Source organism: Streptomyces sp. NPDC001220 (assembly GCF_053597895.1).
Window position 1 is genome coordinate 222,803 of sequence record NZ_JBSFJE010000018.1, and the last position, 12,048, is coordinate 234,850.

Consider the following 12,048-nt stretch of genomic DNA (forward strand, 5'->3'; position numbering starts at 1 on the left):
GGAAGCCTAACTCTTCACGTCTCCGCACGTCAATCGCCGAGCCGTCACCGGGTCCGGGCGCGGGAGCCGCCCGGCCGGGGCGACGAGTGCCGCGCGCCCCCGGCCGAAGCGAAGCGCACCGTCGGCACGAGGGCCGTGACCAAGTCTTCGGCTATCCCTCGTCGACGGAGCCGTGCGGAGTGCCGCCCTCGCGGTAGAGCACCAGGTGCTCGTGGTGGAGAACGCCGTCACGGACGTCACCCGTGGCGGTGAAGCCGGTGTCGTCGACGTAGTCGAGGTGGTCGCCGGTGACGGTGTAGCTGCCGGTGTAGGCGCTCGGGCGGTTGCCGCGGGCTTCGTCGTAGCGGCCGTTCGGCAGCAGTTCCTGGCGGATGAATCCGTCGCCGGTGACCCACATCCCGACGTACGGGTGCGGGTCGCGGGGCGTGTCGTCGCTGGTCATGTTTCTACGATCGGCCGGGCGGCCGGTGGCGACCAGGCCGCCGTATCCCCAGGTGAGGGCTTCCTGGGTACCGCGCACCCACCATTGCGAGCCGGCCCGATCGTGGGTGCCCGACACCTAGGGACAAGGCGGCCTGGTTCCGGTTCCGCCGCGCGACGAACCTGATGGTCAGGCGGCTTCCCCGGCCGCCGGACCCGCGCCTCGGACTTCGCGTCGACGCTCACTCCCGCAGCGCACGCACCGACGGGGCGACTCCATCGAGGAGCACGCAATGACCATCACCCTCACCGACGCCGACACCGTGAGCTGGAACGCCGAGGCCCTCGGCGCGATCCTCTCGAACGACGAGGGGCGTCCCGTCCTGTTCACGAATGCCCGGATCCTGACGACGGACCCGTTGATCGGGGCCATGGTCGGCGCCGACATCCTGTTCGTCGGCGAGCTGATCGTGGGGGTCGGCCCGGGCATCGTCACCGCGGCCGGGGACGACAACGCCATCGTCGTCGACAGCACCGGCATGACCATCGTCCCCGCCGTCATGGACACCGTGGCGCTGGCCGGCGGCCGCGGCCGGCGCTGCGAGTACGTCGCGGCACTGGCACCGGGCAACGCCGCGGACTTCCTGGTGGTGCCCGACGAACTCGCCGACGACGTGCCGGGTGCGGTGGCCACCCTCCTGACCCGGCCGGACCAGGTCCGCGCGCTCGTCGCGGCCGGGCACCCGGTCCTGTGGGCCGGCACCGGCGTCCCCGGCCGGGCCGCCGCGCCCGAGACGGGCGTCCCGGCAGCGGCGGACCTGACCGGCAGCCCGCGCGTCGGCGTCTGGACCGACCGGAACGACTTCCTGCACCAGGAACTCACCGCCGACGGCCGCTACGACGAGACCCGGGGCGGGCGCCCGCACGCCTACCAGGGCCGGTACTGGGTCGACGGCGACCGTATCGACTACCTGGACGACCTCGGCTTCTGGGCCTACGGCGAGTTCCGGGGCGACGAACTCCACCACGCGGGCTACGTCATGAAGCTCGGCTGACCTCCCTCCTGCCGTCCTCCCCCGCCCTCTTCCCCGTACCGAAAGAAGACCCCTCGTGAACCTCGACGACACCAGCAGCGCCGCCGTACTCGAAGAGCTCCGGCGCCGGCCCGCCGACCGGCGGCGCATCCTGTTCACCGGCGCGACCGTCGTCACCATGGACCCCGGTCTCGGTGTCCTCGACGGCGGCGACCTCCTCGTCGAGGGCGACACGATCACCGCCGTCGGCCGCCGTCTCGACGCGGCCGACGCCGTGGTCGTCGACGCCACCGGCACGGTCCTCGCCCCCGGCTTCGTCGACACCCACCGGCACGCCTGGGAGGCCCAGTTGCGCCGGATCATGCCGGACGTCGACGACCTCGGCGGCTATGTGAGGGCCACCCTGGCCGGCTACGCCACGGTCTACCGGCCCCAGGACATGTACATCGGCACCAGACTGGCCGCCCTGACCGCGATCGACAGCGGCATCACGACCATGCTCGACTTCTCCCACAACTCCCGTACCCGCGACCACTCCGACGCCGCCGTCCAGGCGCTGCTCGACACCCGTATCCGCGGCGTGCACGCCTCCATGGGCCCGCACTTCGGCGACTGGGACCGGCAGTGGCCCGGCGACCTCGCCCGCCTCAAGGACCGCTATTTCAGCAGCGACGACCAGCTGCTCACCCTGCGCCTGGCGGCCCTGGCCACCGACGAGATCGCCGGACCCGCCCTCGCCTACGGCCCCGAACTCGCCCGTGCCGCCCGGGAACTGGGCATCGGGGTGAGCGTGGACGCCGTCTTCGGCACCGCGTCCTCCGACGCGGTCCTGCGCTGGGCCAAGGACGGCGTCCTCGGCCCCGACGTCACCCTCATCCACTCCACCGGGCTGACCCCCGAGGCGTGGCAGGCGATGGGCGAGTCCGGCACCACCGTGGCCCTCGCGCCGACCTCGGACGCCCAGATCGGCCTGGAGACCGCGGTCCCCGCAGTCGACGAGGCGCTGTCCGTCGGCATCCGCCCCGGACTGAGCATCGACGTCGAAGTCGCCCTGGCCGGCGACATGTTCACCCAGATGCGGGCCCTGCACGCCATCCAGCGGATGCGCGCGGTCAACGCCGCCTACGGCACCGACCGGCAGCCCTCCCGCATCACCACCCACGACGTCCTCGACTTCGCCACCCTCCAGGGCGCCCGCACCAACGGCCTGGCCGGTGTCACCGGTTCACTCACCCCGGGCAAGAAGGCCGACCTGCTGGTCATCCGGGCCGAGGACCTCAACAACATGCCCCTCAACGACCCGATCGGCACGATCGTGCTGGGCTCCGACGCCCGCAACATCAGCGCCGTCCTCGTCAACGGCGAGCCCCGCAAGTGGGACGGACAGGTCCTCGACGTCAACCTGGCCGCCCTGCGCTCCGAGGTGCACGCCTCGCGCGAGTACGTGCTGAACACCCCGGCCGTCTGAAAGCCCCCGCCCCGTCGCGCGGTCCCAGGCCGCTCGGCCCCGCACGTACGCACAGCGAAGGAATCCGCCATGGCAAGCCTGGAACTGATCGCCGTCGTCGCCGTCGGCGTGCTCCCCGGACGAGCCCCTGCGCCCGTGCAGGACCCGTCTGCGGCCAGGCCCGAAGTGCGCCCCGGCGCCGACCGGTTCCGTCCTCACCCGGCGGCGGTGAGCGCTCCGAGGGCACTGGCCTGGGTCCGCCAGTCGGTCTGGTTCGGGCTGGTGCCGGCCCAGCGCTCGCCGAATGAGTTGAGGGAGGTCCGGTCCTGTGCCCACAGGGTGTCCGCCTGCTTCTGCACGTAACTCCGGTAGGTGCTGGAGCCGGTGGCGGTCGCCAGGTCGGCGAAGTTCCGCATGAAAATGCCCTTGAACTGCTTCTGGTTGTCGTCGCAGGAGGCCGAGCCGACGTCGCAGGACTCGGTGAGCACTCCGCCGACGGTCAGCGCCGGACGGCCGACCGCGGCGTCGGCCAGGGTTCGCGCGGTGGTCAGCAGCGAGCTGTCCCCGGTGGACCTCCACAGTTCCGTGAAGCCGCCGATGGCCAGCCCTTGGTTGTAACTCCACACGGTGGAGCCGTTGTTGGCGCACGAAGAGGTCAGGCCGTCGTTCACCAGACCCGACGAGCCGATCATCCCGCTGGCCCGGTACCAGGCGGCGGACGTCCTCGCCCGCTGGAGCCACACGGTGTCGCCCGGGATGCGCTGGTGCAGTGCGGTGGTCAGCCACAGGTACTGCCCGTTCGTCACCGCGTTCTTGTAGGTCCGCTCACGGTCCCACCACACGCCACCGCCGCAGGTGCCGGTGTCCCAGTACTGCTGGACGTAGTCGGCGATGGTGACGGCCTCGTCGAGATAGCGCGCGTCGTGGGTGTAGTCGTACGCGTCGATCCAGGCGATGGCCCACCAGCCCGAGTCGTCGATGGACCGGCTGATGAAGTCGCCCTCGATCGCGTCCGAGCTGCGCACCCCGGCGGCGAAGACGCCCTTGTTCTGGTCGAAGGTGCGCGCGACGACCCAGTCGTAGTCGTGCGTGCCGGTGGTCCTCGCGAAGTCGATGAGGGAGGTGAGCGTGGCGGCCGAGTTCCACCAACTGCTCGGCCACCAGCCGTTGTAGGGGTCGTAGGACGCCATCAGCGCGTCCGCCGCCGCACGCGCCCGGGTCGGCGCGGGCCTGACCCAGGCGGTGCAGCTGCCCTCGTTGTGGCTCGCCTCCCGCCCGCAGGCGCGGACCGCGCCGCCGTAGAGGAGGCCGCGCGGGTCACGGGTGGCGTACATCGCGGTACGGGTGCCGGTGGCTCCGGACGGGGTGCTGGTACGGCCGAGGGAGGAACCGTCCGGCCAGGTCGAGCCGCCGTCCCAGGAGCGGTCGAGCCAGATCTCGTCACCGGCGCCACCGGTGTCGATGCTCGCCCAGGCCATCGAGTTCCGCTGGTCGACGTGCAGCCGGATCGTGCGGCCGTAGAGGGTGGTGGACGGTACCGGCTGGTCGTCGCCGGCCGCCTGGCCCGCGCCCGTGCCGTCGCAGAGGGTGTCGCAGACGGTGGGGTAGACCCAGTTCGTGCAGCCCACGCCTGCCGCGTCACCGCAGGCCCGGACCAGCCCCCGGCGGTGGTCGCGGGGGTCGGTGATGTTGTACATCAGCGTCCTGGTGCCGGTCCAGGTGCCCGGGATGCTCGCCTTGCCGAGCAGTCCCTCCCAGGTGGCGCCGCCGTCCCAGGAGCGGTCCAGCCACACCGAGTCCCCGGTCACGCCGTCGTCGATGCTGGCCCACGCCATGTCGTCCGCGTCGGACACGTGCAGTTCCAGGCGGCGGCCGTTGAGGTCCTTGTCCGGTACCGGGAAGGTCTCCTGCCGGGCCCGCGAGGGGTCGAGCGTGTCGCAGGCCAGCACGCAGACCTGAGTCGCGGCGGACACGGGGGACACGGGGGTCGCGGGGGACACGGGGGCCCCGGGGGCCACGGGGGTCGCGGCGGACGCGGGGGTCGCGGGGGTCGCGGCGGTCGCGGCGGACACGGGGGTCGCGGCGGACACGGGGGCCACCGGGGTCGCGGCGGTCGCGGGGGTCGCGGCCGGGACCAGGGCGGCGAACGCGAGCGCGACCGCCGGCAGGATGCCGAGAAGGCGTTTTATGACAACGATGTCTGAGCTGCGTGAGGACACCGGGACTCGCCTCGATTTCACGATGGGGGACGACGGTCGACGCGCGTGACGGGGGCCTGGGGCTCTGTCGAGCCGGGCCGGATTCGAGCACTGGTCCATACCTGTCTGCGAGGCAGTGAACCGGCTTGGCGGGGCCCTGTCAATGCCACAAGGAGGCTCCGTTCCCGTGGACTTGAGAGGTGGCCATGACGGGTTGACACCCTGTTTCCGGGCGCCCATCATCGGTGGAACTTCGGCGAGGCTCCTCGTGCGTCCAACTGCCATCACAGACAACGGGCTTCGTGCGGCACGGATTTGAATCGTTTCAGCAACGGTGTTCCCCAGGCACCCGCACCCCCACCCAGGAGGTCTCCATGCGCCGTCGCTCCCCGCGGAACGGACCGCCGGGCCGGCATCATCTGCTCGGCCTCGCCGTCGTCGCGGCCGCCACGCTCACCGCGGGCCCGGCCTCGGGCGCGCTCACCGCGGGCCCGGCCTCGGCCGCCGGCACCGTCGCACCGGCATCCGCCGTGGCGCCCCCGGCGGGCGTCCGGACGGCGGCAGCCGACCCGCAAAACTACTCGCCGACCTCACGCACCGTCAGGCCGACCGCCGTCTACCGCACCTCCGGCGGCGTCGCGAACCCGCAGAACGTACTGAGCGGACAGCCGACCCGGATCTCCGGCTCCCAGTCGGCCGTCACGCTCGACTTCGGCAAGGAGGTCGGCGGTGTGACAACGTTGTCCTTCGGGAGCGTGAGCGACAGCGGCCAACGGGTCGGTCTGGCCTTCAGCGAGTCGTCCCTGTACGCCGGCAACAACAGCGACCGCAGCAGCGGCCGCGACGGCGAGGACGGGGCCCTCTACGCCACGGCCTCCGCGGGCGGCAGCTACACCGTGCCCACCGCCCAACTCCGGGGCGGCTTCCGCTACCTGACCGTCTTCCTCGACACCTCGGGCTGGGTCGACCTCAAGGGCGTCAGCCTCGGCTTCACGGCCGCGCCCGGGAAGTCCGACCCGGCCGACTACCCCAACTACTTCCACTCCAGCGACGACCTGCTCAACCGCATCTGGTACGCCGGGGCCTACACGGTGCAGCTCGACACGATCGCCTCGAACCAGGGCCGCGCCTGGCCCCCGCCGTCCGCCGCGTGGGACAACGGCGCGACCGTCGGCGCGGGTGACTCCGTCCTGGTCGACGGCGCCAAGCGCGACCGCACGGTGTGGCCCGGCGACATGGGCATCGCCGTACCCACGCAGTACGCGTACTCGGGCGACCTCACCTCGACCCGCAACGCCCTGACGACGATGTACGACGCGCAGTCGGCGGCGGGCGAAATCCCCTGGTCGGGGCCGCCGTTCAACCTCACCGGCTCGGACACGTACCACACCTGGACGCTGCTGGGCACGTCGACGTACTACACGTACACCGCCGACCGGACGTGGCTGGACTCGGTGTGGACCGACTACAAGCGCGGGATGGCCTTCATCACCGGCAAGATCGACGGCAACAACCTGCTCGACGTGACCCGCACCCAGGACTGGGCCCGGGTCGGACAGGGCGGTGAGAACATCTCCGCCAACGCCCTGCTCTACGCGGCGCTCAGGGGCGGTGCGACCCTGGCCTCCGCCGAGGGCGACACGGCGCTCGCCGCGAGCTGGACCGGCAGGGCGGACGCGATCAGGGCCGCGGCCAACTCCCGTCTGTGGGACGCCGCGAAGGGCATGTACAAGGACAACCCCACCAGCGGTCTGTACCCGCAGGACGGCAACTCCCTGGCCGTCTGGTACGGGTTGACCGATTCCGCGGCCAAGGCGAGGAGCGTCCTCGCGGGGCTCGGGAAGAACTGGGGCGCGTACGGCCCCACCACCCCCGAATGGGGCGGCAACGTCTCGCCCTTCGCGGGCGGCATGGAACTCAACGCCCGCTTCACGGCGAACGACGACCACACCGCCCTGGACCAGATCCGGCGTACCTGGGGTCACATGCTCGACAGCGACATCGGCACGAAGAGCACCTTCTGGGAGGGCGTCAAGGCGGACGGCGGTCTCGCCTACGGCGGTTCGTTCATGAGCCTGGCCCACGGCTGGTCCACCGCGCCCACCTCCACGCTCACCTTCGACGTGCTGGGCACGGCACCCGAGTCGGCGGCCGGCGCCTACCGCTTCGTCCCGCACCCCGGCGACCTGACCAGCGCCGAGGGCCGCGTCACCCTGCCCCAGGGCGCCGTCAGCGCGTCCTGGTCTCGCGACCCCGCCGCCGGCACCTACTCGGCGCGGCTGACCAGCCCGTCCGGCACCAGCGGCCGGATCGGCGTCCCGAAGCTCGGCGGCGACGTCTCGGTCTCCGTGAACGGCACCGTCGTCTGGCGCGGCGGATCCTTCACGCCCGCCCCCGGCATCACCGGCGCGAGCCAGGACGACACCTACGTCTACCTCACCGGCGTCGCGCCGGGCAGCTACACCGTGACCGCCACCGGCCTCGGCGACCCGGCCGCATCCGCCGACCCGGCCACCACCGGCGCGCTGCGCGCGGGCTACACCCGGTGCGCGGGCGAGGGCGGCAGCTGCTCCTTCAGCGGCACCCGTTCGGTGGCCTACGGCGCCGGGACGTACACGTACAAGACGGTGACCGGCAGCACCGCCTGCACCAGCGACTCCTTCGGCGGCGACCCGGCGCCGCATCTCGTCAAGTCCTGCTACGTCGCCGACGCGGGCGGTCCCCCCGGCTACACCGTCTGCGCGGCCGAGAACGGCACCTGCGCCGTGCCCGGCTACAACCGTGACGTCGTCTACGGCGCGAACGGCGACTTCGCGCACCAGGTCACCAACGGTTCCGTCACCTGCTCCAACGCCCACTTCGGCGATCCCGTCGACGGCGTCGCCAAGTCCTGCTACCTGCCGTCCGCCGGGGCACCGGCCGGCGGCTGGAGCAAATGCGCGGACCAGAACGGCACCTGCGCGGCCGCCGCCGGACAGCCGGTGACGTACGGCGCGTTCGGTGCGTTCACCACGCTCAGGGCCACCGGCGACACCCCGTGCACCGACGCGACGTTCGGCGACCCGATCCCCGGCGAGTCGAAAGCGTGCTACACCGCCACCGGCGGCCCGGCCGGGTATGCCACGAACTGCTCGGACGAGAACGGGACGTGCGCCTTCGGCGGGCAGCGGACCGTGGCCTACGGCGCGCGGGGCACCTTCGTCTACCGGACGTTCACCGGCGGAACCGGTTGCACGACGGTGGCGTTCGGCGGCACCGACCCGCTGCCGGGCGTCCGGAAGGGCTGCTACCTCACCCCTTGAGCGGTACGGCGCCTCCGGCAGCCCGCCCGGGCGCGGGGCGGGCTGCCGGATTCACTCGGGGTGCGCCGCCGCATCCCTCTGCAGCTGCACCGCCGCGAGCAGGCTCAGCCCCGGCTCCGCCTGTCGCAGCGCCTTCACGGCGGCGACCGAGGTGATGTCCCCGGTGAAACCGACGGCCGCCAGCCGGCCACGGACCCAGCGGGCGCGCAGCCCGGCCTCGGTGGCGGAGGCGGTGGACTCCACGAGCGCGACCGCGCGTTCCAGGCCCGGGCGTTCCTCCGGCGAGGCCTCCGCCAGTGCCTGGCGCAGGGCCGCCGCGACCATGTCCGCGTCCCTGATGGCCAGCACGAAGGTGTTCTTCTTGCTCAGTCCCGTGATTCCTGTCATGAGGATCAGCCTGACGGTCATGTCCTGCGCACACCAAGCGACTTGAGGAGCCTCAGAGGTGCCGCCGGGCCTGCGGTCCGCCCGGCTCCTCTCCGGCGACGGAGGCGTGGCGGGGGAGAACAGCGCCGCGCTGCTCTCCCCCGCCACGCCGGAACGGACGTCAGACGGCCTGGGCGGTGGGCAGGATGGTGATCTCGGTGAGGTTGACGTGGCGCGGGACGGCGGCCATGAAGGCGACGGTCTCGGCGATGTCGGCGCTCTGCAGGACGTCGATGTCGTGGATGAGGTCGGCCATCAGCCTGGACGCGTCGGGGTCGGTGACGTGGTCGGGCAGCTCGGTGTCGACCATGCCGGGCTCGATGGTGGCCACCCGGACCATCTTGGGGCCGAGCTCGACGCGCAGCAGCCGGGTGAGGTGGCTGATGTACGCCTTGGTGCCGGAGTAGACGGAGAACTTCGTCAGGATGCGGGTGGCCGCGATCGACGAGGTGTTGATCAGGTCGGCGGCCTTGCCCGCCGCGGCGGATTCCGTCAGGTGCGGGACGAACGCGGCGATCACGTTCATCAGGCCGCCGATGTTGAGGTCGATCTGACGCTGCCAGTCGTCGACCTTGAGCTCCTCGATGCCGGAGATCAGCTGGACACCGGCGTTGTTGAACACGAGGTCGGCCTTGCCGAAGCGCTCGGCGACCTGGTCGGCGGCGCCCTGGACGGCGGCGCGGTCGGTCACGTCGACGGCCAGGGCGAGCGCGGTGCCGCCGGCGGCCTCGATGTTCTTGACCACGCCGTCCAGACGCTCCTTGCGACGGGCCAGTACGACCACGGTGGCGCCGAGTTCGGCGAGGCGCTCGGCGGTGACGGCACCCATGCCGCTGGAGGCGCCGGAGACGACGGCGACACGGCCGGTGAGGGGGGTACCGGTGAGCAGGGCAGCAGACATCACAAAACCTCAATCTCTTTGATCGTGGGGTTCGGAAGGCAGAGGGTTCGGAAGGCGTCGGCCCGTGCGGTGTGGGGAGAGCCGGGCCGGCGTGCGGGGGCCCGGACGCATCGGGCACCCGGCGGAGCGTCAGGCGGCGTCGTCGTGCGCGGTGGCCGCGGACTTCTCGCGCCACGGGGCGAGGTCGTCCTGCACCTGGCGGTACTTGACGTCGAGCCGCTCCAGGGTGTCGCGCCCCAGGTAGAGATGGGTCGGGAGCTTCTCGGCGGAGGCCACCTCGACGATGAGGGCGGCGCCCTTGACGGGGTCGCCGAGCTGGGCGTGGTTGGCCTGGTCGATCCAGTCGAGCGTCACGTGCGCGGGGGTGTCGTCGTAGTCGCTGATGCGGTTCCCGGCCACCGACAGGGAGCTGGCGTCCAGGAAGTCGGTGCGGAAGACGCCCGGCTCGACGACCATCGACTGGATGCCGAACGGCGCCATTTCGGCGGAGAGCGCTTCGCTGATGCCGGCGACGGCGAACTTCGAGGCGGAGTACAGGCTGACGCCAGGCTCGCCCTCGAAGCCGGAGCGGGACCCGATGTGCACCAGCCGGCCCGAGCCCTGCTTGCGCATCACGGGCAGCACCGCGCGGGTGACGTTGATCAGGCCGAAGACGTTGAGGTCGAACAGCGACCGGGCCTCCGCGTCGCTGATCTCCTCCAGCGCGCCGAGCAGACCGCGGCCGGCGTTGTTCACCAGGACGTCGATGCCGCCGAACCGCTCCACGGCGGCCTCGACCGCCTGCGGAATGCTGTCGTTGTCCGTGACGTCCAGGGCGACCGCGAACACCTTGTCGGAACTCTTCAGATCGTCCGGTACACGCTCCGGATTTCGCACGGCGACCACGACATTGTTGCCGCCTGCCAGAGCCGCACGGGCGATTTCCGCGCCGATTCCGCGGGAGGCGCCGGTGACAAACCACGTAGCCATGGGAAAAACCTCTTTCGTCGATTTCCCCCGAGGGGGATTTCCTGTTGACGTATTCGAGTCTGTCCCTCCTCCGCGCCGATATGAAGGCAGCCGTTTTCCTGGGAGTCCTGCACCCAGGATGAGGCTCAGGTGCCGCGTGCGGGGTCCTGCTGGTGCGGCACCTCGGGCGCGCCGACGGAGCCCAGCAGGGCGAGTCCGTCGGCGGACGGGGAGCCCGGCTCGGCCTGCAGGATGACGAGCTGCTGTCCCGGGACGCTGCGGATGTTCAGGGCCTCGTGCCGCAGCTCCAGGTCTCCCACGACGGAGTGGTGGACCTGCTTGATCTCGTAGGGCGGGACCCTGGTGTACTCGCGTGCCCACAGCGCGCGGAACTCGCCGCTGCGCACCGACAGCTCTCCGACCAGCTCCAGGATGCGGGGGTCCTCCGGGGTGCTCGCGGCGGTCTGCTGGAGGTCGGCGACCGCCCGGTGCCTGGCCCGTTCCGGGCTGCGGTAGAAGGTCTTCGCGGCGGGGTCCAGGAAGAGCATGCGCAGGACGTTGTCTTGCTCCGCGAAGTCGCGGTAGAGGGCGTCGGCCAGTGCGTTGGTGGCCAGCAGGTCCTGGGCGTGCCCGATGATGAAGGCAGGTGTCGTGGTCCAGCTCTCGATCAGCCGGCGCAGGTGCGGCCGGACCCGCTCGACCCGGCCGGGCGCCTTCGTACGGCGGGCCGCCGGCTGGGCCAGCCGGAAGAGTTCCCGCTTGTCCTCGTCCCCGAGTTGCAGCACCCGGGCCATGGCCTCGAGGACCCGGGGCGACGGACTGTCCTCACGGCCCTGTTCCAGCCGGCTGTAGTAGCTCGGGCTGACCCCCGCGAGCGTCGCGACCTCGTCGCGCCGCAGCCCGGGCACGCGTCGCCGACCGGCGGCGGGCAGCCCCGCCGCCATGGGGCTCAGGCGTTCTCTGCGGGCGCGGAGAAACCGACCCAGCCCTTCCACCGAGCCGAGGTACGTGTCGTTGTCCATGCATTCGAGGCTAGGCGGAGAACGCCCGGAATAGTCCCGCCGACGGTGGGTGCATTACACCCAGGATTACGGACTCCACGGCGCACGGCGATGCCGGACCACGGCCCTGACGTCTCGCTCGCCTCCCCCCTCCGGCACCCCCGGCACGGAATCACCCTCCGCGACGAACGCGCGACCTCACGTGATACTGGACGCCCTGCACTTCTCACGGGGCGAAATCCATCTAGTCTTGCCGCATGAGCAATGGGACGCCTTTGAGCTCGTAACACGATCTTGTGACTCAGCCCGGGTAGTCGTGTCGTGGTGGAGCGTGGGAGCGTGGCCCTGGATCGTGGGCGATGGCCTGTGTA

General features: G+C 71.5%; 9 protein-coding genes. 3 read left to right on the top strand and 6 right to left on the bottom strand.

Annotated elements, in window-relative coordinates:
* Window positions 1–151 precede the first annotated feature (151 nt).
* On the bottom strand, window positions 152–442 hold the full coding sequence (locus ACWDGI_RS36095; protein ID WP_450766465.1) for an Atu4866 domain-containing protein: 291 nt from the start codon (window positions 440–442) through the stop codon (window positions 152–154).
* A gap of 271 nt (window positions 443–713) precedes the next feature.
* Here ACWDGI_RS36095 and ACWDGI_RS36100 point away from each other — a divergent pair, with 271 nt between their 5' ends.
* Window positions 714–1,475, top strand: a complete 762-nt coding sequence (locus ACWDGI_RS36100; RefSeq protein WP_450766439.1) for an Atu4866 domain-containing protein — start codon at window positions 714–716, stop codon at window positions 1,473–1,475.
* Window positions 1,476–1,530: 55 nt separating this feature from the next.
* Window positions 1,531–2,922 carry an amidohydrolase family protein gene (locus ACWDGI_RS36105; RefSeq protein ID WP_450766441.1) on the top strand — a complete coding sequence of 464 codons (1,392 nt, stop codon included), beginning with the start codon at window positions 1,531–1,533 and terminating at the stop codon, window positions 2,920–2,922.
* 194 nt (window positions 2,923–3,116) lie between these two features.
* Here ACWDGI_RS36105 and ACWDGI_RS36110 read toward each other — a convergent pair whose 3' ends face one another.
* The gene (locus ACWDGI_RS36110) at window positions 3,117–5,120 is read right to left on the bottom strand and encodes a glycoside hydrolase family 76 protein (protein ID WP_450766443.1); all 2,004 of its coding nucleotides are present in this window, start codon (window positions 5,118–5,120) and stop codon (window positions 3,117–3,119) included.
* A gap of 353 nt (window positions 5,121–5,473) precedes the next feature.
* Here ACWDGI_RS36110 and ACWDGI_RS36115 point away from each other — a divergent pair, with 353 nt between their 5' ends.
* Window positions 5,474–8,401, top strand: a complete 2,928-nt coding sequence (locus tag ACWDGI_RS36115; protein ID WP_450766445.1) for an alpha-L-rhamnosidase-related protein — start codon at window positions 5,474–5,476, stop codon at window positions 8,399–8,401.
* A gap of 51 nt (window positions 8,402–8,452) precedes the next feature.
* Here ACWDGI_RS36115 and ACWDGI_RS36120 read toward each other — a convergent pair whose 3' ends face one another.
* The 4 genes from ACWDGI_RS36120 to ACWDGI_RS36135 all read right to left on the bottom strand — a co-directional run bounded on the left by ACWDGI_RS36120 (window position 8,453) and on the right by ACWDGI_RS36135 (window position 11,698).
* Window positions 8,453–8,788 (bottom strand): hypothetical protein, encoded by a 336-nt coding sequence (locus ACWDGI_RS36120; protein ID WP_450766447.1) that lies wholly within the window; start codon window positions 8,786–8,788, stop codon window positions 8,453–8,455.
* A gap of 160 nt (window positions 8,789–8,948) precedes the next feature.
* Window positions 8,949–9,731 carry an SDR family oxidoreductase gene (locus tag ACWDGI_RS36125; protein WP_450766449.1) on the bottom strand — a complete coding sequence of 261 codons (783 nt, stop codon included), beginning with the start codon at window positions 9,729–9,731 and terminating at the stop codon, window positions 8,949–8,951.
* A gap of 126 nt (window positions 9,732–9,857) precedes the next feature.
* Window positions 9,858–10,697: an SDR family NAD(P)-dependent oxidoreductase gene (locus ACWDGI_RS36130; protein ID WP_450766451.1), complete on the bottom strand. Its 840-nt coding sequence runs from the start codon at window positions 10,695–10,697 to the stop codon at window positions 9,858–9,860.
* A gap of 125 nt (window positions 10,698–10,822) precedes the next feature.
* On the bottom strand, window positions 10,823–11,698 hold the full coding sequence (locus tag ACWDGI_RS36135) for a helix-turn-helix transcriptional regulator (protein WP_450766453.1): 876 nt from the start codon (window positions 11,696–11,698) through the stop codon (window positions 10,823–10,825).
* Between the last annotated feature and the right edge of the window lie 350 nt (window positions 11,699–12,048).